Annotated in this window: 24 protein-coding genes; 3 read left to right on the plus strand and 21 right to left on the minus strand. The window is 54.4% G+C overall.

What is annotated here, in order from left to right:
• Nucleotides 1–6: 6 nt before the first annotated feature.
• The 9 genes from G340_RS0100950 to G340_RS0100990 form a co-directional block, all read right to left on the minus strand.
• Nucleotides 7–426 carry a biotin/lipoyl-containing protein gene (locus G340_RS0100950; RefSeq protein WP_020071777.1) on the minus strand — a complete coding sequence of 140 codons (420 nt, stop codon included), beginning with the start codon at nt 424–426 and terminating at the stop codon, nt 7–9.
• 53 nt (nt 427–479) lie between these two features.
• Nucleotides 480–1,892 carry a carboxyl transferase domain-containing protein gene (locus G340_RS0100955; protein WP_020071778.1) on the minus strand — a complete coding sequence of 471 codons (1,413 nt, stop codon included), beginning with the start codon at nt 1,890–1,892 and terminating at the stop codon, nt 480–482.
• A 211-nt stretch (nt 1,893–2,103) separates the two neighbouring features.
• Complete coding sequence (locus tag G340_RS0100960) at nt 2,104–2,916, minus strand: pseudouridine synthase (protein WP_020071779.1); 813 nt, start codon at nt 2,914–2,916, stop codon at nt 2,104–2,106.
• A gap of 131 nt (nt 2,917–3,047) precedes the next feature.
• A complete protein-coding gene (locus tag G340_RS0100965; protein WP_020071780.1) occupies nt 3,048–4,205 on the minus strand; it encodes a D-alanyl-D-alanine carboxypeptidase family protein in 1,158 nt (385 codons plus the stop codon).
• A gap of 43 nt (nt 4,206–4,248) precedes the next feature.
• Nucleotides 4,249–4,677 carry a GerW family sporulation protein gene (gene ytfJ, locus G340_RS0100970; protein ID WP_020071781.1) on the minus strand — a complete coding sequence of 143 codons (429 nt, stop codon included), beginning with the start codon at nt 4,675–4,677 and terminating at the stop codon, nt 4,249–4,251.
• 30 nt (nt 4,678–4,707) lie between these two features.
• Complete coding sequence (locus tag G340_RS0100975; RefSeq protein ID WP_020071782.1) at nt 4,708–5,385, minus strand: DUF2953 domain-containing protein; 678 nt, start codon at nt 5,383–5,385, stop codon at nt 4,708–4,710.
• Nucleotides 5,386–5,424: 39 nt separating this feature from the next.
• A complete protein-coding gene (gene scpB, locus G340_RS0100980) occupies nt 5,425–5,979 on the minus strand; it encodes an SMC-Scp complex subunit ScpB (protein ID WP_020071783.1) in 555 nt (184 codons plus the stop codon).
• A complete protein-coding gene (locus G340_RS0100985) occupies nt 5,970–6,689 on the minus strand; it encodes a segregation and condensation protein A (RefSeq protein WP_020071784.1) in 720 nt (239 codons plus the stop codon). Before G340_RS0100985 ends, scpB begins: the two co-directional genes overlap by 10 nt.
• A gap of 3 nt (nt 6,690–6,692) precedes the next feature.
• A complete protein-coding gene (locus G340_RS0100990; RefSeq protein WP_020071785.1) occupies nt 6,693–7,421 on the minus strand; it encodes a site-2 protease family protein in 729 nt (242 codons plus the stop codon).
• A gap of 315 nt (nt 7,422–7,736) precedes the next feature.
• On the opposite strand from G340_RS0100990, the gene rpmB reads away from it, so the two are divergent.
• Entirely contained in the window at nt 7,737–7,925 is a 189-nt protein-coding gene (rpmB, locus tag G340_RS17350; RefSeq protein WP_074432602.1) for a 50S ribosomal protein L28, read from the plus strand.
• 330 nt (nt 7,926–8,255) lie between these two features.
• On the opposite strand, the gene plsY is transcribed toward rpmB, so the two are convergent.
• The 10 genes from plsY to hisH all read right to left on the minus strand — a co-directional run bounded on the left by plsY (nt 8,256) and on the right by hisH (nt 17,228).
• Nucleotides 8,256–8,972, minus strand: a complete 717-nt coding sequence (plsY, locus tag G340_RS0101000; protein ID WP_020071787.1) for a glycerol-3-phosphate 1-O-acyltransferase PlsY — start codon at nt 8,970–8,972, stop codon at nt 8,256–8,258.
• 15 nt (nt 8,973–8,987) lie between these two features.
• Nucleotides 8,988–10,310, minus strand: a complete 1,323-nt coding sequence (gene der / locus G340_RS0101005; RefSeq protein WP_020071788.1) for a ribosome biogenesis GTPase Der — start codon at nt 10,308–10,310, stop codon at nt 8,988–8,990.
• A 587-nt stretch (nt 10,311–10,897) separates the two neighbouring features.
• Nucleotides 10,898–11,080 carry a 50S ribosomal protein L32 gene (gene rpmF, locus G340_RS17355; protein ID WP_081626907.1) on the minus strand — a complete coding sequence of 61 codons (183 nt, stop codon included), beginning with the start codon at nt 11,078–11,080 and terminating at the stop codon, nt 10,898–10,900.
• 26 nt (nt 11,081–11,106) lie between these two features.
• A complete protein-coding gene (locus G340_RS0101015) occupies nt 11,107–11,601 on the minus strand; it encodes a YceD family protein (RefSeq protein ID WP_020071790.1) in 495 nt (164 codons plus the stop codon).
• 65 nt (nt 11,602–11,666) lie between these two features.
• A complete protein-coding gene (locus G340_RS0101020) occupies nt 11,667–12,410 on the minus strand; it encodes a coenzyme F420-0:L-glutamate ligase (protein WP_020071791.1) in 744 nt (247 codons plus the stop codon).
• Between the two features lie 114 nt (nt 12,411–12,524).
• Entirely contained in the window at nt 12,525–12,941 is a 417-nt protein-coding gene (locus G340_RS0101025) for a hypothetical protein (RefSeq protein WP_009063576.1), read from the minus strand.
• 72 nt (nt 12,942–13,013) lie between these two features.
• On the minus strand, nt 13,014–14,354 hold the full coding sequence (locus G340_RS0101030; protein WP_020071792.1) for a glucose-6-phosphate isomerase: 1,341 nt from the start codon (nt 14,352–14,354) through the stop codon (nt 13,014–13,016).
• Nucleotides 14,355–14,469: 115 nt separating this feature from the next.
• Complete coding sequence (locus G340_RS0101035) at nt 14,470–15,609, minus strand: D-alanyl-D-alanine carboxypeptidase family protein (protein WP_020071793.1); 1,140 nt, start codon at nt 15,607–15,609, stop codon at nt 14,470–14,472.
• A gap of 222 nt (nt 15,610–15,831) precedes the next feature.
• The gene (gene hisF / locus G340_RS0101040) at nt 15,832–16,590 is read right to left on the minus strand and encodes an imidazole glycerol phosphate synthase subunit HisF (RefSeq protein WP_020071794.1); all 759 of its coding nucleotides are present in this window, start codon (nt 16,588–16,590) and stop codon (nt 15,832–15,834) included.
• Nucleotides 16,590–17,228, minus strand: a complete 639-nt coding sequence (hisH, locus tag G340_RS0101045) for an imidazole glycerol phosphate synthase subunit HisH (RefSeq protein ID WP_020071795.1) — start codon at nt 17,226–17,228, stop codon at nt 16,590–16,592. The genes hisF and hisH overlap by 1 nt, the downstream gene beginning before the upstream one ends.
• A gap of 205 nt (nt 17,229–17,433) precedes the next feature.
• Between hisH and G340_RS0101050 the strand changes: the two genes are divergently transcribed.
• The gene (locus G340_RS0101050) at nt 17,434–17,652 is read left to right on the plus strand and encodes a CDIF630_02480 family spore surface protein (protein WP_020071796.1); all 219 of its coding nucleotides are present in this window, start codon (nt 17,434–17,436) and stop codon (nt 17,650–17,652) included.
• Between the two features lie 131 nt (nt 17,653–17,783).
• Nucleotides 17,784–18,368 carry a manganese efflux pump MntP gene (locus G340_RS0101055; protein ID WP_020071797.1) on the plus strand — a complete coding sequence of 195 codons (585 nt, stop codon included), beginning with the start codon at nt 17,784–17,786 and terminating at the stop codon, nt 18,366–18,368.
• Nucleotides 18,369–18,469: 101 nt separating this feature from the next.
• Here the strand turns inward: G340_RS0101055 and G340_RS0101060 are convergent, their stop codons facing one another.
• Nucleotides 18,470–21,616, minus strand: a complete 3,147-nt coding sequence (locus G340_RS0101060; RefSeq protein WP_020071798.1) for an AAA family ATPase — start codon at nt 21,614–21,616, stop codon at nt 18,470–18,472.
• Nucleotides 21,613–22,767: an exonuclease SbcCD subunit D gene (locus tag G340_RS0101065; protein WP_020071799.1), complete on the minus strand. Its 1,155-nt coding sequence runs from the start codon at nt 22,765–22,767 to the stop codon at nt 21,613–21,615. The genes G340_RS0101060 and G340_RS0101065 overlap by 4 nt, the downstream gene beginning before the upstream one ends.
• Between the last annotated feature and the right edge of the window lie 391 nt (nt 22,768–23,158).

Here is a 23,158-nt window from a genome sequence, read left to right on the forward strand (position 1 = left end):
CCTCCCTTACTGGAAGGACACGAGAGCGTCGCCCGGATTTACGGCGTCGCCCTTCGATACATGAACACCTGCAATCACGCCGTCCTGCGCGGCCATGATTTCGTTTTCCATCTTCATGGCCTCCAAGATCATGAGAACCTGGCCCTTTTTGACGGAATCACCGGCGGAAACAAGAACATTCAGAATGGTGCCGGGCATGGGAGCGTTCACGGTGTTTGCGCCGGCAGCCGGTTTTTCCGCCTTGGGAGCGGCAGGAGCGGGAGCCGGAGCAGGTGCGGGCGCAGCCACGGGGGCCGGAGCAGCAGCCGGAGCGGGAGCGGCGACAGGAGCCGGGGCAGCTGCGGGAGCTACCGGGGCCGCGGCGCCGGTTTCTTCTACCTGCACATTATAAGCGACACCGTTTACGGTGACTATCAGATTTTTCATTTTTATATCCCCTTTTCATTCAATCGATACGAAAAACGTTCTGCGGACTGTTTTTACATCGGAATATTGCTGTGCTTCTTCGGCAGGGTGGAAACGCGCTTGCCGGCCAGCATTTCCAGATGAGAAACCAGCTTCTGGCGGGTTTCTTCCGGAAGAATAATGTCTTCCACATAACCGTCGGCGGCAGCCGCAAAGGGCGACGCCTGAACCGTTTTATACTCTTCAATCAGCTGCTTGCGCTGCTCGATGGGATTCTCTGAGCCGGCAAGCTGGTCGCCGGACTGGAACAGAGCGGCCGCAGCGGGTGATATGGGAGATACCACCGCGCTGGTCCATGCCATTGTCACGTCCGCGTTGGCGCCGCGGCCCGCGGTGGCAATATAGAACGCGCCCACAGCCTGGCCGGAAATCACGGTGATCTTAATGGTCGTCGCCTCGGAATACGCAGCAGAGAGCTTTGCGGCCTCACGCAGGGACGCAAACTTGTCGGCGTCCACAATGGTGATGAGCGGCAGAGAAAACGCGTCGCAGAAGCGGACGAAGCGGGCGGCTTTCGAGCAGCAGTACGAGCCGACGACGCCCTGATAGCCGATCACGCCCACAGACGCGCCGTTGATCAGCGCCAGCCCGGTAATGGCGGAGGTACCGTACTCGGGGCAAAACTCCATGAAGCTGCCGTCATCCACAACCGCATGGATGATATCCGTTACCTTTGCTCCCTCCTGCAGCTCGGAATTGCTGCAAACACCAAGAGCGTCCGCTTCCGGTGCAAGAGAGAGGTTATTCGAGGGCAGGCGGCAAAGCACCTTGCGCGCTCTGTCCAGAGTGTCCTCTTCGGTTTTCTCTACCCAATGGGCCAGTCCGAGTTTGGCCGCCGCCTTAGCGGAGCCGTCCTCATCTGCCGTTTCTATGGTAAAGGTGGCGTTTTCCGCCATGACGACAAAGTCGGCTCCCGCCGCAATCAGAGCGGAAGTGCCCACGCAGGGGCCGAGCACAACAGAAATTTGAGGAACCACGCCGGAAAGATTATTGCTTTTCAGCAGAATATCTCCATACGCCGCCAGCAGCTCGGCTCCCTCTTTCAGATGTCCGCCCACAGAATCGTAGATTCCCACCACCGGTGTTCCGGTCTTCAGCGCCAGATCATACAGCTTGCGAATCTTATACGCCTGCGTTTTGGACATTGCCCCTCCGTCGACCTCGCTGTCCTGTGCAAAAACATAGACCGGCTGACCACCGACATACCCAAAGCCGGTTACAACCTCTGCCGAATGCTCAGCAGATTTTGCATAAGCATCCAATTCCTGAAAGGAGCCTTCGTCTACCAAGAGGGAAATGCGCTGATACACTTTTTTACTCCCAGCAGCATCGCGAGCGCTTTGTAGCAATTCTTTATTGCCGACAACACTCATGTTTTTGTTCCTCCATTCCTTTGCAATATACTGATTTTTCACAATACAGACCATACAGATGACTCATGACTTATGCTCAATTCCGTTTCTTCTTCTCCAAAAAAAGCGAAAATGAATCCATAATTCAGCAATCAATACTTGGTATTATTATACTGTATTCCCAAGGGAATAACAAGCAGAAAGACACAAAAAAATCAATTCTCCTATGGAAAAATACGAAAAAAGACGGAATGTTCAAATGAGGAAGCATCCCGTCTGTTGGATATTATTTTTTGGAAGAAAACCTCGGGCCGCGCCGCACGGCGGGTCTGGCGGCGGTTTTCGGGCGCTCCGGCTCCTGCTCGGCGGCTTTGTCCTCTTTTGCCGCGGTCATCAGGCGCTTGACCTCTTCCCCGGTCAGGTTGCGCCACTGCCCGGGCTGGAGCATCCCCAGGCGAACGGGGCCGACAGCGGTGCGCTTGAGGCGGGCGACATCCAGCCCCAGGGCCTCGCACATCTTGCGGATCTCGCGGTTGCGGCCCTCATACAGAACGATCTCCAGCACAACTCTGCCCGGCTCCTGCGAAATGATATGCACATTGGCGGGCGCGGTTTTCTGGCCGTCGATCACTATTCCAACGGCAATCTGCGTCAGCTGATCCTCCGTTACACCGGGGCGCACAGTGACGCGGTATGTTTTCGGCACATGCTTTGAGGGGTGCGTCATCGCGTTTGCAAATGCACCGTCGTTCGTCATCAAAAGCAGGCCCTCCGATTCTCTGTCAAGCCGGCCCACGGGGTAAATCCGTTCCGGAATCTCGCTGACCAGCTCCGCTACACATTTGCGATCCATTTCATCGCTCATGGTCGTGATGAATCCGCGGGGCTTGTGCAGCATGATATATATATTTTTGCCGCGCTTTGCGACATTTCTCCCGTGAACCGTCACCTTGTCTTTTCGCACGTCCACCTTGTCGCCGATCTTCGCGACCGTTCCGTTAACGCGCACGGCGCCGGCGGCGATCAGCTCCTCCGCTTTTCTGCGGGATGCGATTCCGCTGTCCGCGAGCATTTTTTGCAGTCTTACATCTTTTGCCATAATTACTTCCTTACTGAGTTTTCTGAATGCATACTGACTTTCAAACAAAACAGGAATTGTGTTTGCCGACTCTTCCCCGCCGCAGGCGGGAAAAAGGCAGCTGTTTTTTCGTTTTCCATCGCAAACCAGTATTATCCGAAAATCGATTTGATTTTATCCCATATTTTTTCCATGCGTGTTTTTTCCGGCTGAAGGCGGTCCACCGCCTGCTCCGCCAAAAGCGGAACCTCGACGATCCTCTTTCCGTCCAGCCAATAGCCGACAGAGCCCACCATTTCCCCCTCCCTGACGGGAGCGTAAACAAAATGCGGAAGCTCTACCACCCGCGCAAGGCGCGCGATTTCGTCGTCCGTCAGCGAAACGCCGTCCGCCGAGCCGGGGATCACCGAAACCGCATCGGCCGTGCCGCCGACAATGGGAAGCTCGTAGCGCAGGGCAGCGGTGTCCGGTGTAAACAAATGCAGCTTTGCAAAGCCGTAGTCATAGAGCTTGATATGATCGTCCCAGTCGTTTGGCGCGTTGAGCGTAACCGCCACTAGACGGACGCCGTCTCGCCGAGCCGCGCTGACCAGGCACCGCCCCGCCTTTTTGGTAAAGCCGGTTTTGATGCCGATGCTGTCCGGGTACAGGCTGAGCAGGCGATTGTGGTTCCCGTAGCGGATCGTCTGCTCCGGATTGATGAATTTTACGGTCATCTGCTTTTGAGAAACGATCCCCGCAAAGCGGCTGTTGTTCATCGCCTCAATTCCCAAAAGCGCCATGTCGTACGCGGTGGAATAGTGCTGCTCCGAATCCAGGCCCGAGGGCGTGACGAAGTGGGTATTCTTCATGCCGATTTCCTGCGCACGGGCGTTCATCAGCTCCGCAAATTTTGTCGCGTTGCCGGCCATGGCGATCGCCGCGGTGTTGGCGGCATCGTTGCCCGATACCATCATCATCCCCACAGCCAAATCGCTCAGGCGAAGCTTGTTCCCGGGCATCAGGCCCATGGAGGAGCCTTCCACCCGAACCATCTCGTCCGTTACGGTCACAACCGGGTCCTTCACTTCGGCCTGCTCCAGCGCGAGCAGCGCCGTCATGATTTTTGTTGTGCTGGCCATGGGCAGCCGCAGGGATTCCTGCCTGGCAAACAAAACCTTGCCGTTGTCCGCATCGATCAATACTGCCGCTTTGGCAGAAATCTCAGGCGTGCCGGTTTTCGCCTGTTCCTGCGCAGACACCGCCGAAAACAGCGGGATTATCAGAACTGACGCGGTCAGTGCCGCAAAAAATCTCTTTAACAAACTCATCACCTGCCTGCTAATAGTATGCAGGCAGGCGCCGGTTTAGTAGTTAGATTTGAGGATCGTCCAGCTTGCCGGATTCAGAAGAGGACGCGGATTTTTTCGCTTTCTTCTGTGCGATCATGTCGTTGACCTTGTCGAACACCTCGGGCACCATCCCGATCACGCGGTCTACCGAACCGTGGTACGGGTCAACCTGCATCATACGCACATTCCCGCCGCTGATGGTGAGAAACGCCACCGGCTGAATGGTGATGCCCGCCGCGGCGCCGCCGCCGAACATATTCCTCTCCGCCGCGGCCTTTGCCGGCAGATCGGAGCCGCCGGAGCCGAAGCCGTAAGAGATTTTGGAGACCGGGATGATGATTGTGCCGTCCGGCGCCGTGATGGGGTCACCGATAATCGAATTGACGTCCACCATCTGCTTGATTTTTTCCAATGTAGTATTCATCATGCCTTCAATGGGATGTTCGCTCATTTGATTACACCGCTCTTTCTTTTTGTTTCATCAGTTTCTCTGTTGTGATTTTCCCGCGGCTTCTCCGGCCATTGCGGCCTGACGTCCTTCTTCCCGCTTTTGCCGCAGAACCATTTTGACATACCGCAGCAGCGCATACAGGCCGGCAGCGAGCAGGAATACCAAACGGGCACTGCCGTCCATCAGCATTTGCGCGAAGAGCTTTTCTCCGTTGAAATCGGGCGTCACCTGCACATCGTAGTGTTTGCACCGAAATGCCGTTACCAACGTGCCGGCAGCCGGGTAAACCACTCCGCTCACCGTACCGTACAGCACGGCGGTTGTGGCGGCGTCCTCCGCCCCAAGAGCAACGCGAATTTTCAGTTCCTTCAATACAAAATGGGAAAGCAGCCGCTTTGCCGCGCCCGCGGCGATGGAAGCAAGCTCAGAAAGGAAGTTCAGGAACCCTGTGAACCCCTTTTCTTTTATTATATCCCGAACAGACTGCTTTTTGTCCGGTTCGCCTTTCTTTTTCTCTTCTTTTTTCTGTTTCGCGGCTTCTTTTTCGGGTTCTTCCTCCGTGGGGAAACGATAACGGAAAAAAAGGTACCGCGCTTCTCCCGAAAAGCCGTCCTCCATATCGAAGGAGAACCGGATTTTTACTCGGGCGGCCAGCGCCAGCGCCAACAAGCCGAGAAAGCCCAGTAAACCCCAAACCCACCAGGTCATTGGCGCGCACCTCCTCCGATGTTATGTTTCGTTTAAAACCTAAAGCGTTTTTTCCGCAGCTTCTTCCTGCGCGTCCTCCGGGCCGCTCTGGGGCAGAGGCGGCAGCTCGTTCAGAGAAGAAAGATTCATGCAGCGCAGAAAATTGGGCGTTGTGCCGTACAGCAGCGGCCGGCCCGGCAGATCGAGCCTGCCCCGTTCCTCCACGAGCCCCTTTTCGCACAGGTTAGAGATGACCCCGGAGCTGTCTACCCCGCGCACCTGCTCCACAAAGGCCTTGGTGACCGGCTGCTGATAGGCGATCACCGCCAGAACCTCCATAGCGGCCTGTGAAAGGGGAGCATTTCTTCTCAAATCCAGTGTGCGCCGTACCGTTTCACCATATTCATCGGCACTGCACATTTGGTACTGATTTTCCAATTGGATGATCCGAATTCCCTTGGCCGACTGGTTAAAGGAATCCATCACGCTTTTCATGAGCCTTACCGCCGTAGCGCGGTCCAGCTCCAAAGCCTCTGCAATCCGTTCCAGCGGGACGGCGTCGCCGCTCGAAAACAGAATGGCCTCGATCGCGCCCTGCAACTTTTTTATTTCCATGAGTCTGCACCGCCAGTCAACAGAGTAATCGTCGTTGCGCCTTCCTCCCCGTCCACGCGGACCCGGTGGTTTTTCACCAGCTCCAGCACCGCCAGAAAGGTCGCGACCAGGTCTGATTTCTGCCGGCTTTCCCACAGAAGATCATGGAACGGCATCCGTCTTTGCTTCCACAAACGGCGGAGCACGAAAATAATCCGCGAAGCGACCGAAACCGGCTTGCGGGTAACGATGCCGTCAAAGGACTTTACCGGGGGAGGCAAAAAGCGTTTTCCCCTCCCCGCCGCGCTGAGATACGCCGCGAGCAGCTCGTCCGGATGATGGGAACGGCTGTACACCCGTTCCGGCGGCAAAGGCGCCGGCTGCCGGACAAACGAATCCCACGAAAAAAGCCCGCCCAGAGCCTGCGCCGTCCGCTTCCATTCCCGGTATTCCATCAGCTGCCCGGTCAGCTCCCGGCGCAGCTCCTCCGCTTCCTCATTCTTGGGGAGCAGTGAAACGGTCTTTAAATACACCAGACGCGCGGCCATTTCTAAAAACTCGCTCGAAACCTCCATCTGCTGCTCCTGCATTTTTCCGATCTGCCCCATGTATTGTTCGAGCAGCTCGGAAATCGAGATATCGCAGATTTCCACCTTGTTTTTGGCGATCAGAGCCAGAAGCAGATCGAGAGGACCGTCGAACACGTCCAGATGATACTCCAGCTTTTCCATCTGTCATACACCGAACAAACGGAACGGGAGATCGGCAAGCCACAGGATTCCGGACTGCACCCACGACTGCATCAGGTAAAGCGGCTCATTCAAAAAGCCGAAAATCAGCATCGCAAACAGCACCATCATAATAAACTGTTGGTTCTGGTAGTATCGGTACAGCGCCTTGTCAGACAAAAACGCGCCGACGATCCGGGAGCCGTCCAGCGGCGGCAGCGGGATCAGGTTAAACACGGCGAGCATGACATTGATGCTGATAAAGTACCCAAAGAACACCGCGATTCCAAACTGAATTGCCTGCGGAATGCTCCCCGCGAAGATGGAAATTGCGTTTAGAAGGATCGCGCCCGCCAGCGCGGCCAAAAGATTGGAAACCGGCCCCGCCAGAGCGGTAATCGCCATATCGCGCTTGGGATTTTTAAAATTGCGCGTGTCCACCGGAACGGGCTTGGCCCAGCCAAAGCCAAACAGCAAAATCGCAAGCGCGCCCAGCGGGTCGATACTGGCCAGCGGATTAATCGTCAGGCGGCCCTGATACGCCGCGGTATTGTCCCCCAGCTTTTTCGCCATCCAGCCGTGTGCGTATTCGTGTATAGGCAGTACGCAAAAAATGATGACCAGAACAGCCAGAATCTGCATGAGAACACTGATCATATTGATGGGAACGCCTCTGAAAATAGATTGAATTACCTGATAAAGCATTTTTACCGCCTTTCGCAGAACGGCAGCCATATTACTGTACTTCCGTTTTTTCGCAGGGCCCGTTCCTATCGTTTTTCCGGGGAAAAACAACCGAGCCTTGCACAACAAAGAGCCAGCCGCTGCCTGTACGTAAAAGTGTGTGATTTGTTAGCATTATAATACGTTTTCCAATAAAAGACAAGAGAATGTTCCCCGCGGATCGGGCTCGTCATACAGCGGAACATCCGGATTTTGGCTGATTTTTGCAATTCCTGCGCAAATGAGTGAAAAAAAGCTTGCATTTAGCCTTTAGATTTGCTAGAATATTCTTCGTAGTTTAAAGCCCTTTAAAGGAGGTGCAGACACATGGCGAAGTGTGAGGTTTGTGGCAAGGATATTGCTTTCGGTATAAAAGTTTCTCATTCTCACAGACGTGCGAACAGAACTTGGAAGCCCAATGTAAAACGCGTAAAGGCAGTTGTTAACGGCAGTCCGAAGCGTATTTACGCCTGCACCCGTTGTTTACGTTCCAACAAAGTGACCCGCGCAGTTTGATGACGTAAAACCGGAAAGTTTAGAGGAGCCTGATGCAGGTTCCTTTTTCTTTTTGTCTCAGGTAATCGAATCGTAAGTAGACGCAGGCAGCTCTGAAGTGACCCCAAAAAGCTGAACAGTAGGATATGCTGAAAACAAATGGGTTCCATTCACCTTGCCTGCGTTTCTCATATCTATGGCATAAAAGCCCGCAGGCAAGGCTTTGTCCCCGTCAAAAAGCGCGAAACGCCTCTTTCGACCAAAGTCCGATACCCCAATTCGATACATCGCAAAAAACTCTTCTCCATCGGCAGCGGCGGAGAAGAGTTTTCTTTATGAAGGCAATTAAAATCACTGTGGCGGGGCCTTGCGGGAACGCAGGCTGACTTTCTTTTCCGTCCCGTCCAGAATTCGCTTGATATTTCCCCGGTGCTTGATGATGACAATGCACCCGATGATGAAGGAGGATACCGTGGCGACCATAACATAAGACAGCGGCACCGTGGCGCTGGAGCGGAAATCGTAGAAAAAGGTCAGGAAGAAGGTTGCGAACGGATAGGTGACCGCACCGCATATCGAGCCCAATGATATCATTTTAGAACAGAACACCGCGAGAAAGAAAGCCGCCCAAACGATCAAAGAAACGCGCCAGTCGATAATCATAATCATCGCAATGGAGGTCACCACTCCCTTGCCGCCCCGAAAGCCGAAGTATAAGGGATAAATGTGGCCCAAAATACACACAATTCCGGCAATGTAAGCCCCCGTCTGCTCAATCACCATGGGAGAGATGGCGGGGATTTGAAAAAAGTAACCGAAAATTGCCCGGCCGGCCAGAACGGCCAGAACACATTTTAAAAAATCAAAGATAAAGGTCAGGGCCGCCGGCAGTCTGCCGACAGAACGCAGCACGTTCGTTGCACCGGCATTTCCGCTGCCCATTTGGCGAATATCGGTCTTTTGGCCGAACATTCGGGTAATCAGAATCGAAGAATTGACGCTGCCCAGCAAATATGCAACCAGAGCGGTCAGAACAATTGCCAGAATGATACTTTGTAGATTCTCCAAAGAAAACCCTCCTCCTTATTTGTCCCCGCGCTCCCGAACAATCATCCGGATCGGGGTGCCCTCCAGTCCAAAGGTTTCGCGAATTCGGTTTTCCAGATAACGCTGGTAGGAAAAATGGAACAAATCCGCAGAGTTGACAAAACAAATAAAGGTCGGCGGCTTTACGGATGCCTGCGTCATGTAATAGATCTTCAGGCGCTTGCCCTTATCCGTAGGCGGCTGAACGCGCGCCGTTGCCTGAGCCAGAATATCATTGAGCACGCCGGTGCTAATGCGCAGGGAATTCATGCTGGCTACCTGCCGAATGGTTTCAAAGAGCTTATCTACCCTCTGCCCCGTGTGGGCGGAAATAAAGAGAATGGGCGCATAGGACATAAAAGAAAAATCCTTTTCCAGCTGCTTGCGGTAGTCGTTCATGGTGTGGCCGTCCTTCTCCACCGCATCCCATTTATTGACCGCAATCACGCAGCCCTTGCCCGCCTCGTGGGCGCGGCCCGCCACCTTGGAGTCCTGCTCGGTAAAGCCGACGGTAGCGTCGATCATAATCACGCAGACGTCTGAGCGCTCAATGGCCATTTCGGCGCGAAGGATGCTGTAACGCTCAATGGAATCCTCCACCTTGTTCTGGCGGCGGATTCCGGCTGTATCGATCAGGATAAACGTGCCGGATTCATTTTCAATTTTGGTGTCGATCGCGTCGCGGGTCGTACCGGCCACATCCGAAACAATGCTGCGGTTTTCACCGGCCACATAGTTGATCAGCGAGGATTTGCCCACGTTCGGCTTTCCGATGACGGCGACGCGAATGACCTCTCCCTCGTCCTCCTCGCCGGTTTCCTCCGGGAAGAACTCGACAATGCGGTCCAGCAGATCGCCTGTGCCATGGCCATGAACGGAAGAAACAGCGACAGGCTCCCCAAGGCCCAGATTGTAAAATTCATAAAACTCCGGCGGCGGCTCACCGATTTGGTCGCACTTATTCACGCACAGAATAACCGGACGGCCGCTTTTTTGCAGCATCGCCGCAACCTCCACATCCGTCGCCACCACGCCGGAACGCAGATCCGTCACCATGACGATCACGTCCGCGGAATCAATCGCAAGCTGTGCCTGCGCCCGCATCTGCGACAGAATAATATCCTTCGACTCCGGCTCAATACCGCCGGTATCCACCAGACTGAATTTATGACTTCCCCATTCGCAGTCGCCAAAGATACGGTCTCTGGTAACACCGGGGGTATCTTCTACTATAGAAAGGCGCTGGCCGATCAGCTTGTTGAACAGGGTAGACTTCCCCACGTTCGGCCGGCCGACAACCGCCACAATCGGTTTGATCAAATTGCACTTCCTCCTACTGCTGCGTAACGCAGCTCTTATACTGAAAAACTTCAAAACAACGCCGTTTTCAACCGCGCGGCGAAGCGTGCAGAGCCGGCATTGCCGGCGGTTTGCCTCCATTCACAATCCATCAGCACACCGGGCGCGCCGCAGGAATGCCTCCGCAGTGCGAACACCGGAGGGGTTGCAAGCGAATGGAGCGTGTCGATTTCATGTTTGGGCAACACGGAACGCCAAAACCGCGAATCAAATTCCAGATACGGATAAAACGTCTATCCGCTTTGCCGCTTTTTGCAGCACCGTGCGATAATGCTTTGATATTCTATTTTGCCCAAATAATTCAAGCCATCGCGTTTTAACACGTTTGATTATGGCATTTAATTGGTGATTCGTCAAGTAATTCCACAATAAAAATACAAATGACTCTCCCTGTTTTGTGCAGAAAGATTTTCGCCGCCTTTTCCCCTGCTCCGATGCATTGCCGACACCCCTGCCGCGCGGGGAACTTGCCGAACACGGCGATTTTCAGCCAAGAAAAAACAGAGAAGGATCTCTCCTTCTCTGTTCTGTGCGAAAATGTAAAGAAATCAAGCTTCTTTTTTCAACACTTCTCTGCCGTTATAGTAACCGCAGCTGCCGCAAACCCTGTGAGCCAGTTTGTACTCACCGCATTTCGGACATCTTGCCAGAGCGGGGGCGCTCAGCTTCCAAACATTGGAACGTCTCTTATTCTGTCTTGCGCTGGATAATTTTCTCTTTGGTACCGCCATTATCAGCACCTCCTTATATCTTTAGATTAATCTATCAGTTGTTTCAGAACCGCCAAACGAGGGTCTGTCTGCCGGGAAACACATTGGCACATCCCCTGATTCCGGTTTTGTCCGCATTGCGGGCACAGGCCCTTGCAATCCGGCGAACACAAAAATCTGGTGGGCAGCTCCAACAAAATATCCTCCCGCAGCAGCGCATCCAAATCCAAACGATACTCCTCCGCGACAATGTATAGGTCGCTGTCCCCGTCCGTTAAAGAAGAGACCACAGTGTGTGAAAAGGAAAGATCATAATGGGTGCGAAATTCGGTCGTGCAGCGATCGCAGGGAATTTCAAAATCAAAGGAAACCCGGGCATCCAGCTTTGCGGAGCCCGCATGACTTTGAACCGTTCCTGTTACCGCAACGGGAGAAACGAACGGATGAAAACCGTTCACAGTGGTAGAGGAGAAAGACATTTCATAAGTAAACGGGAGAACCTCACCGTCGCTCAGCATGATCTTTTTCAGTTCAAGAATCATATCATTTTACCTCGACACTACAATATGCTATTATATCGACTTGCTTCGCTTTTGTCAACAAGAAATCAGGATAAATCTGCTTTTTTTATCAAAATCAGCGGGGTCAGTTCATCCGATTGCCCGGCAGGGTTGTCCTTGATCATCGCGATCAAATCCTGATCCGGCACTGGGGCCAGCGTATCGGATTTTCCGAAAATGACCACGCTCAGATCGTTGGCGTCCACCAGCAGACAGTCGATGCCGAGCTCCCGCTGAATGTCGTTGCAGACCTTGACCGGTTCCTTTGGGTTCAGCAAAGCCAGATCATGGTACAGCTCAAACGAAGAGCCCATGTAGAACCCGTCGATTCCATCGATCCCGTGCCCGGCAATCTTGTAAAACACACCGCGGATTCCAAACAGCTTTGTCACTGCAGAGCAGAACGCCGCCAAAAGGATTCTGGGCAGGCCCGCCAGGTTGATCGCCAGCTGAAGCTTGTACGGCTCGTCCATGGCGATCCCGTGATTGTTTGAAGAAGCAAATTTGGATAAAAACCGTGCCCAAAAGCCGATTTTTACATCCTTCTTCTCCACCACGTTATTCTGGCACATGGAAATGATCTTCTCGCTCAGGGACAAAATATCCCCGGGCTGGTATAAGGGCTGAACATATTTTTTTACCAGCTCCACATACGACTCGCCGCGCTGTACAAAGTGCGTTTGAATCGCATACCGCTGGTGCTCCTGACCGTTCACCGTTACGGGCTCCCGCAGAAAATAGGTAATCCCGTTTTCCTCGCGCCTGGCTTCCGGCAGATTTCTAAACGACATACAGATGATCTCCTCGCTGTCTTTTTGCACAAAAGCGCTGCCGGCAGTAACAACTGCCAGCAGCCCGCTTTTACAATACTGACGTTCTAAAACTGTGATCGAAAGCAAAACGAATCAGATCTCAGCGATCTCCGCCTTGATGCCTTCGGGAAGCTCGTTCTGGTCCAAAGAAACGGAAAGAAGGATTTTGGTATTGGCCAGTTCAGACAAAGCGTTCGCCTTCTCCACAAGAGAGGACAAAACCGCGGAATCGGAACCGATAATTTTCAGCGTGGAATCAATAAAGAGGTCGGTCACATCATAGTTTCCAGCGCAGATGCCGCTGATGAAGCCGTACAGGCCGTCCATGCCCTGCACTCCATAAGCGTCGATGTCAACCAGTCTGGCCCTGTGGGAGATATCGTAAGTGAGCTTGAGACCCTTTTCGATTACCACCACGTTGCCGTCCGATTTTTTAACAGCGGCATTCGCCATTTCAATCAGCTTTTTTGTCTTTCCGGAACCTTTCTTACCGATGATGAGAGTGACCATATCAAAACTCCTCCTGCTATTTTTTAGTATTTCCGCAAAATGCGGATTTCAATCCTGAAAGCAAAGAATCTATCAATGTTTCAGACGGGCCTCCAAAGCAGCCTTTTCGGCCTCGTACCCGGGCTTGCCCAAAAGAGCGAACATATTTTTCTTATAGCTTTCCACGCCGGGCTGGTCAAACGGATTGACCCCCAGTAGATAACCGGAAACCGCGCACGCCTTTTCAAAGAAATAAATCAGGCTGCCGAGCGATTTCTCTGAAAAATCCGGTACCCGCAGCACAATGTTGGGGACACCGCCGTCCACATGAGCCAGAACCGTACCTTCAAAGGCCTTTTCGTTGATATAGGACATCGTTTTCCCCTGAAGGAAGTTCAATCCGTCCACATTCTCCGGGTCGCTGCCAAGCGTAATTTCCTGCTTGGCGTGCTCAAACAGAACCACCGTTTCCAGCAGAATCCGGCGGCCGTCCTGCACATACTGGCCCATGGAATGCAAATCGGTCGAAAAAATAACGGAAGCCGGGAACAGACCTTTTTGATCCTTTCCTTCGCTTTCGCCATAAAGCTGCTTCCACCACTCGCACATCACGGCAAAGCACGGCTCATAGCTGGCCAAGAGTTCAACTGTTTTGCCCTTTCTGTAAAACAGATTGCGAATGGCTGCGTATTGATAACATGAATTTTGTTGTAAATCAGGATTCAAATACTCGTCTCTTGCCTGTAAAGCACCCTGCATCAGTTCGTTGAGATCAGCACCGCTGACCGCAATTGGAAGAAGCCCCACCGCGGTAAGCACAGAATAGCGTCCGCCGACGTCATCCGGCACCACAAAGGTTTCGTAGCCTTCCTGATCCGCCAGCTTTTTCAGGGTTCCGCGCGCACGGTCTGTGGTACAATAGATTCTTTCGCGGGCGCCCTCTTTGCCATACTTTTTCTCCAGCAGCTCACGAAACACACGAAACGCGATGGCCGGCTCGGTCGTCGTGCCGGATTTCGAGATCATGTTGATGGACACGTCTTTCCCCTCGCAGATGGAAAGAAGCTCTGCCAGTGCGCTGGAGCTGATGCTGTTGCCGGCAAAATAAATATCCGGCGTGTCTTTTTTCATCGAATTATAGTACGGGGATTTTAAAAATTCAATCGCAGCTCGTGCGCCAAGGTAAGAGCCCCCGATGCCGATGACAACAAAAACATCGGTATCCGAACGGATTTTCGCCGCTGCCGACTGAATGCGTGAAAATTCTTCCTTATCGTACTCGCCGGGCAAATCCAGCCAACCAAGAAAATCGCTGCCGGAGCCGCTTTTGGAATGAAGCAACTCGTGCGCGAGCTTTATCTGGGGCTCGATCGCTTCCAGTTCGCCTGAATTCATAAAACCGGACAGATGCTGTGCGTCAAGCTTTACAGACATGAATGCTAACCTCCTGTCATTTTCTGAATCCTTTTGTTTATTTTACAATATCTCAGCAGTATTTGCAAGGCGGCGGCCGCAAGATTTTACGAATAATTTCGGTTGAAATTGCCAATCAAAAGCAGACCATCCCCATACAAAGCAGGCGGAATACAGAAAAGAACGTCATTTTTTCCACCGCCGCCTTGGCGCGAATATCGGTTTCGAGAAGCGTTTCGTCCCCCAGCTTATACGTTATTTTGCCAATGATCTGCCCGGGCTCAACGGGCGCCTCCAGCGAATCCGCCACCACGATCTGGCTCACCACCTCCGATTCTTTGCCCTTTGGCACCAGCAGGGCGGGGTTTTCGGTTGTTTCGGGCTCTACCGAGGACTGCATGCCGTTCGCTACCGGAACCTTTTGCAGCTCCGGCTTTTCGGGAGTGGCCATCGACCAGTTGGCAAATCCGTAATCCAAAAGCTTTGCCGCCGAAGAGAAGCGGTCGTCGGTTGTGGCACTCCCCAGAATGACCGCAATCAGGCTGATTTGCCCTCTGGTGGCGGAAGCGCTGATGCAGCTGCCGGCTTTGCCCGTGGTACCCGTTTTCAGGCCCGTGATCCCCTTATAGCTTTTGATCAGCTTATTGGTGTTGACCAGCTGCGTCTTGCCGTCGCGCACATGGTCGATCCACGTGAGGGTGTACTCTTTGATCTTCTCGTGCTTGAGCAGCTCCGCGGACATCAGGGCGACGTCGTTTGCCGAGGTCAGGTGACCTTCCTCGTCCAGACCGTTGCAGTTTTTGAACGTGGTGTCGTTCATTCCCAGCGCTTTGGCCTTGTCGTTCATCATGCGCAGAAAGTCATCCTCGGTGCCCGCCACATGCTCCGCAAGGGCCACGGCGGCGTCGTTCGCGCTCATGATCACGGTCGCCTTGATCAGATCGTTGACAGACATGGTTTCCCCCTGCTGGAGCCAAATATCCGACCCGCCCATAGAGGCCGCGTGGGCGCTGGCAGAGACCGTATCGGTGAGGGCAATTTTGCCGGAATCAATTGCCTCCATCACCAGCAGGAGCGTCATGACCTTGGTAATGGAAGCGGCGGGACGCTTTTCATGGGAATTTTTTTCATACAGAACCTTGCCGGTCTTTGCTTCCACCAGAATCGCCGCAGGGGCCTTTACCTCTTCGTCCGAAATCGCCGTTGCAGGAGCCGCGGCGGAAATCAGGACGCAGGCGGACAACAGCACAGAGATTGTTTGTTTTTTCCAATTCACCTTTCCTACACCTCCAGCATAGAAAACCGGTTTCCCGGTTTTTTCAGAAAATAAACCGAATTTGCACCATTCCCCGGCAAACACGGTTTGACCGGTTCGGGCAGAGGAACAGAACTTGGTAATTCTTATGCCGTGTCCGGCAAATCTATCCATAAAGCGGGAAATAATCGGAAAAAGAAGCGGATTTCAGCTCCCTGAAATCCGCTTCGGCGTACCCGCCGATCAGAACCGGACGGGAATCTGTTTTTCTTTGAGATATTCTTTCAGCTCCGGGATGGTAATCTCCCCGAAATGGAACAGCGAAGCCGCCAGAACGGCGTCGGCCTTTCCCGCGGTGAAGGCATCGTAAAAATCCTTCAGGCTCCCGGCCCCGCCGGAGGCGATCACCGGAACACTCACCCGGTCGGAAATGGCGGCGGTCAGCTCCAGGTCATACCCGTCCTTCGTTCCGTCGCAGTCCATGCTCGTCAGCAGAATTTCACCCGCGCCGAGAGAAACCGCACGCTTTGCCCATTCCACGGCGTCTATGCCCGTATCGATGCGGCCGCCGTTGAGGTAAACCGTCCACCCTCCGGAGAGAGCGCGTTTTGCGTCGATGGCGCACACCACGCACTGACTGCCGAATTTTTGGGCCGCTTCGCTAATCAGCGACGGATTGCGCACCGCCGCGGAGTTGACCGAAACCTTATCCGCCCCCGCGCGCAGCAGCTGGGTGAAATCCCCTACCGATCGAATGCCGCCGCCCACCGTAAACGGAATGAAAATGCGCTCCGCAACCCGTTGAACCAGCTCAACAATCGTTCCGCGTTCCTGCACGGTTGCGGTAATGTCCAAAAACACCAGCTCGTCCGCGCCCTGCTTGTCATACAGAACCGCGGCGTCCACCGGGTCGCCCGCGTCCCGCAGATTGACAAAATTGGTTCCCTTCACCACGCGTCCGTTGTTGACGTCCAGACACGGGATAATTCGCTTGGCATACATCAGCAGCTCTCCTTCCCTTCGCGGCCGGTTTCCGCCAACCGCGCAAAATTTTTCAGCATCTGCAGGCCGGCCTGTCCGCTTTTTTCCGGATGAAACTGGGCGCCGAATACGTTCCCGGACTGCACCGAGGCGTCAATCTCCACGCCGTACTGCGTGCGTGAGGAGACAATCTCCCGTTCGGGCGAGTGCAGATAATAAGAATGGACAAAATAAACGTAGGACTGATCCGGTACCTGATAGAACAGACCGTCCGTCTGATTGAGGGTTAAGGAGTTCCAGCCGATATGCGGGATCTTCAGGCCGTCTCCATCGGGGATGCGGCAGATTTTCCCGGGAAATACGGAAAGCCCTTTCACCCCTGGGGATTCCTCGCTCTCTTCAAAGAGCAGCTGCATGCCAAGGCAAATGCCCAAAAACGGCCGGCCGGCCGCGATGAAATCCAGCGCCGGCTGCCAAAGCCCGGATTGCCGCAGGGAAGCCGCGGCGTCCCCGAACGAACCCACGCCCGGCAAAACAGCCGACTGCGCCCGCATCAGCCGGTTCGCGTCGCGGGTGATTTCCACCTGTGCGCCGATAAACCGAAATGCGTTGACCACGCTTTTTAAATTGCCCGCTCCATAGTCCAAAATACTGATCATAAGCTCTTCCCTCTTTGCCCATTACCCGGTTCAAAATTTTATATTGCAAATATAAAATGCCGGAGTAATATCGATTTTTCAGAAAATAATATTGAATGAAAGCCACAGGCTTTGTATTTATTTTATCATGTTTTTACCGTAGTAGCAAACGAAAGCGCGTATTTTTTCAATGTGATGTCGCACAATAAATACGGAGGTGTTACGCATGCTGTTTCACAGAAAAGACAAAGAGGAGCTTGGCCGGAGCAACCGGCTGAATTCCGCCGCAAAAGTGACCCGCCCCGGGCCGGAACGGGAGGATACGGATAAATACACGATCCCGATTACCTATCCGGACAGACGATACAGCAAAACAAAGGCAGCCATGCCGTCTGACGATAACGTAAAGGAAGCCAAGGACTGGGTGGACTACAATATCAAATAATGCACAGGGGAAGAACGGAAATTTCTGTTCTTCCCCTGTGTTGTTTTCGTAAAAGCCCTCATAATTTCGGCCGTTCTCCAATATATTCTTTTCAGAAGCAAACTTAAAATCAACACGAAGGGAAGCTGCGTATGGACTACTTCTCCCTTGTGGGAATCGCTGTCGGCCTTTCTATGGATGCGCTGGCAGCCTCCGTCGCAAACGGTACCGCCGTACGAAAGGTAACGCCCGGGTTTGCCCTGAAGGTCGGCCTGACCTTCGGTATTTTTCAGGCGTTTATGCCCTGCCTTGGCTGGGCACTGGGAACGGCGGGCGCCGATCTCTTAATACATATCGAGCACTGGCTCGCTTTGCTGCTGCTGACCTATCTGGGCACACAGATGATTTGGGAATCGTGCTTTGGGGAGCACGCCGCAGAGGCCAGATGCCACACCGTGGGAAAACGCGCCCTGCTGATTCAGGCGGTGGCAACCAGCATAGACGCGCTGGCCACGGGGATTATTCTGCCCTCTTCCGTGGGGATTCAAAGTGTGCCGCAGATGATTTTTTCCGTTTCGCTGATTGGAATCATCACGCTCGTGCTTTGCTTTGCGGGAGTATACCTCGGCAGAAAATTCGGATGCCTGCTTTCAGGGCGCGCCGAAATCGCCGGGGGGATCATCCTGATTCTGATCGGCGTTAAGATTTTCGCCGAGCACCTGCTCAGCTCCGCCTGACGCCACGATTTTGCTTTCAACAAACTGTGGCCTTCCTGCCCGCTGAAAGCGGGCAGGAAGGCCTGTTTTTATTTCGGAGCGAAGATTCCAATCCGTTGTCTTCAGCGGCTGGTCAGAACAGCCGTGCTGCCGGTCACGCTTTTTTGTATCGTAATTTTTTTATCAATTTTTTCCTTTAATTCCGGCACATGAGAGATGATGCCGACCAGGCGGTCGCCGGTCGTGAGCGCCGCCAGCGCGGAGATTGCCTGATCCAGAGATTCCGAATCGAGCGTGCCGAAGCCCTCGTCGATAAACATGGTGTCGATCTGTACCCCGCCTGCATAGCTCTGAATCACGTCGGAGAGTCCCAAAGCCAGCGACAGCGACGCCTTGAAGGATTCCCCGCCCGACAGGGAGCGCACGGAACGCAGCTTGCCGGTATAGTAATCCATCACATTCAGCTCCAGACCGGACTGGCTGCGATTATCGTCGGAGATTTCCTTGCGCAGCAGCTCAAACCGGCCGTTCGTCATCCGGCTCATGCGCCGATTGGCCTCCTGTATCACCTTTTGAAAATACGCGGCCTGCACATACTGTTCAAACGCCAGCTTCTGGCGTTCGGGCAGCTCGCCGTTCGCCGTTTTGGAGAGGGAGGAAAGCATCAGATACCGCTGCTCCAGCTTTTCCTTATGCCGCAGCGCGTCTTGCAGCTGCTGCAAAATCCTCCGGTTCCCGTGATAGCGCTGTGAGGTTTGAGAAACCTGTTCGTCCAATACGGATTTTTCCCGTTTCAGTTCCTCCTGCCGCAAGGCCAGTTGATCAGTATCCACCGGGCTTTTCCCAGCCGTTTCTTCCTTCAGGCGGCGGATCGTCTCCTCAATAAACCGTTGGCTTTCCGCGAAGGCCTGCACCTCGTTCCGCCAGGCTTCCACCCGGCCTTGATCCAACAGCGCGGCGCGGTATTCCTCTTCGCTGAACCGGTTTTCTTCCAGCGCCCTGCGGTACTCCTGTTCGGCTTGCTCCAGCCTTTGATTCTGCTCTGCCAGCTGGTTTGTGTTTTCTCTCAGAACGGCGCGAACGCTCTCCAGCTCGCTGCGGCCTTTGGTAAGCGCGGCTTCGCTTTCCTGAAGCCGCTTTTTCAGCTTCTCCAAACGGGTTTCAGCCTCGGCGATCTGCCGCCGCAGCTCTTCCTCCGACTCACAGGGCAGCTTTCCCTGCACCAGAGCCGCCTCCGCCTGCTTTGCGCTCACCTGAGACGCAAGGCGTGACTGTTCCTCTGTTTCGCGCTGCACGAGCGGTTCGCACTCTTTCAACAGGCGCTGTGCTTCGTCGAGCTCTTTTGCCCAGAGCTCACGGTTGCTGCAAAGCTGCTTGAGCTCGACGCATCTCTGTTCCAGAGCCTTTTTTCGCCCGGTATTTTCGGTACCGAGCGCAATGATCCGGGCTTTGAGTGCGGGGAGTTCTTCCTGCGGGGCAACCTCCGGCAGAATCTGCTTCCACTGCCGGTAGAGCTCCTGCCGAGCGGACTGTACCTCTACCTCTTTTCCATGTGCCTGCGAGCTGGTCTCCCTCCGGCGGGCCTCTGCCTGCTCCCGCTGCCCCCGCAGCTGCTGCAGCTCCTGTTCGTTCGGAGCGCCCCCGATCATCTCCGCCTTGTGAGGATGCTCTTTTGAGCCGCAGACCGGGCACGGCTCCCCTGAACGCAGACGCCCGGCCAGAACGCCGGCCTGCTGGTCGAAATACAAACGCTCCTTTTCCTCGCACAGCCGGTGCATTCTGCCGTACTCCTCATCGGCGGCCAAATAGTCCCGCTGCGCGCGCCTGTGCTCCGCTTCTACAGCTTCCAAGCGCTTCGCCATCTCATGCAGCAAAAGCAGATTGGCGCGCAGCGCTTCGGCGGTATCCTTTTCCTTTTCGCATTTTACCAGAGAAACCGGTGCATCCGCGGACTGCGACAGCAGCGCCTGGCGCTCGTCGCGCTTTTGGGCAAGCGCCTCTCTTCGTTTGGTCACCTGCTCCAAACGGGAGGTATTCTGCGAAAGCGCTCGCTCCAAATCCCTGTGCTGCTGCGTCAACATTTTGTAATGCGCATAGTCCGGCAAAGCGGAGCGCAGGCCCGTTAAGCGCTCCGCAAGCGCCGTTCGCTGCGGCTCGGCTTCCCGCTCTCTGTTCCAGTCGGCTTCCAGCTGTTTCAGCTGTTTTTCCAAAAGAGCCGAGCGCTCACCGGAAGTGCGGATTGCGTTTTCCAGACGGTCTGCGTTTTCCTTTGCGGAACGATAGATTTTCTCATATGGCAGCACACGCTCCGCAGCGGCCGCGGCCCTGCGGGCCCGCAGTTCCGTCTGCCGGATCTGCGGTTCCTGCTTCAACAGCTCCTCGCAGCGAAGCAGAGCCTGCTCCAGCTCGCGGAACATCCGGTTGATCTGCTCCGCGCGGGTCAGCTCGGCAATCAGCTTCGCATCCGCTTCCTGCAGCTTTTCCTGCTGAAGTCTTTGGTCTTTGAGAAGCGCTTCATTCTCCCGCAGCATCCTGTTCCAGAGCGCGGTCATTTCATCCATGCGGTGCAGGTTCTGCTCTGCCGCCCACTCCTGCACCAGAGGCTCGGCGGTTTGCTCCTCACTGTAAAGCAGATTACCTGTGTACTGCACAATTGCTTTACAGGAGTCCTCCCATTCGATTCTGGCCGCCTTTTCCCGCTTTTTCAGTTCCAGCTGCACCGCTTCCAGCGGGGCCGTGCCGAATACGCGGCGGAAAATCTCCGCCCGCTCACGGTGATCTGCCAGCAACAGCTTCAAGAACTCCCCCTGCGCGATCATGGCGATCTGCTTGAACTGCTTATAATCGATCCCCAAAAGCTCGGTGACCGCACCGGTGACCCGCACATTCCCGGTGATCACTTTGCTGTCCGGAAAGGTCAGCGTCGCGTCGGCGGGCTCGTCCGTATCCCCCTCGCCGTTCTTTTTGGGGCGGCGGTATTTCGGGTTTCTCCGCAAAAAATATTCCTGGCCGCGGTGCAGAAAAGACAACTCCACATAGGTTTTCTCCTCCGGGCGCGCAAAATCGCTGCGCAGGCTCTCTACCGGGCGCACGGTACCGCTCGACTCCCCGAACAGCGCGAAGGAGATCGCATCAAACAGCGTGGTTTTTCCCGCGCCGGTATCCCCGGTGATCAAAAACAGCCCCATAGAGCCGAACTGCTCAAACGGAATCTCCACCCTGCCTGCAAAGGGGCCGAACGCGCTCACGGTTAAATGCTTCGGCTTCATTGCGTCTCCTCCCGACTGCCGCAAAAGAGCGATTCCATCACTTGGGTCTGCTCCTGCGTCATTTCCTTCTGATTTTGCATCCGGAAGAAATCCTTAAACAGCTCCATCGGCGATTTTTGAGAAAGATCTTCCCCAGACGCGGCGTTTTTCGTCTGGATTCCCCTGCTGAGACGATTTTCAAAATCCAGGCGCATAATATTCGGGTAAAATCTGCGCAGGCGGCCAATGGGATCCATCAGCTCCTCCGTGTCCGTCAAAGTGACGTGGATGTAGTCCTCCGCGTTCGCGGAACTTACAACTTGCGGGTCGGTCAGCTGATCGATCGGGCCGCGGATTTCGCGCATATCGCGCAGCGGAACAAGGGGAATCTGCCGAACGCGGGTGTTCCCTTTTTCCAACAGCTCGACGATCGTCACGGATTTTTTCTGCCGGCTTTCCGAGAAGGAATATTTGAGAGGGGAACCCGCATATCGAATGGTATCCCGCAGCATTTTCTGCGGGCCGTGAAGATGCCCCAGCGCCACATAATCAAAGGCGTGGAAAACCGCGGCGTCCACCGCGTCCGACCCGCCGACATAGGCGGTTTCAGAATCCGACTGCTGCGGCAGCTCCCCCCGGCCGGTCACGAACTGATGCGCAACCAATACCCTGCGGCAGTCCGGCTGATCGGGCACCGATTCCAGAATGGAACGCACGGCGTCCTCGGTGCTTTCGAGCTCCTGTCCGGGGAAAAAAGGAGCTGCCAGCGCGGGCTTGACAAACGGCAGCAGGTACAATTCCACCGGCCCGTACTCATCTTGCAGCAGAACCGGTTCAAAGGTGCCGTCGTAGGCCGCGGCGATCGTAATGCCCTGGCGGCGAAGAATCCGGCTGCCAAAGCTCAGGCGCTCCGCGGAATCGTGGTTCCCGCAGATCATGAAAACCGGCAGCTTTAAAAACGCCAGACCGGTCAGGAAGTCGTCCAGCACCGAAACCGCCTCCCCGGGCGGAATGGTCTTATCGTAAATATCCCCGGCAATCAGAACGGCGCCGGGCCTCTCCTGCTCCGCAATGTCTAAAATCTGCTTTATTATGGCGCGCTGGTCCTCCAGCATGCTGAATTCGTTGACCCGTTTGCCAATGTGAAGATCCGCCAGATGCAGCAGCTTCATACAATCCTCCCTTTTCTGTAAAGAAAACCGGCGCCGGGGCCGTTTTCAGCCTGCCGCGCCGGATATGCTTTCTTGGATTGGTGAATGACTCACCGGCTCTTTTTCAGGCTGACAATCTGGAGCACGGTCAAAGCGATGCTGATCATTGTCGCCGCAATCCCCAAAACGAAGCTGGCAATCGATAAGCTTTTTTGCATGTTGTTTCACCTCATTCTTTCTTTTGGAATATCACACGGCGGCAAACAGAACGGCCCGCCGCCCAAAACACATGGATTTTTCGTGCGGTACGGCACCCCGATACCAATGGCTCCATTATATCATTTTCTATTGTTTTTGCAAAGAATGGAAAAGCTTTCCCGCAAAAAATTCCGTAACATCCGCTTGTACACGG

This window comes from Faecalispora sporosphaeroides DSM 1294 (genome assembly GCA_000383295.1).
Lineage (GTDB): Bacteria > Bacillota > Clostridia > Oscillospirales > Acutalibacteraceae > Faecalispora > Faecalispora sporosphaeroides.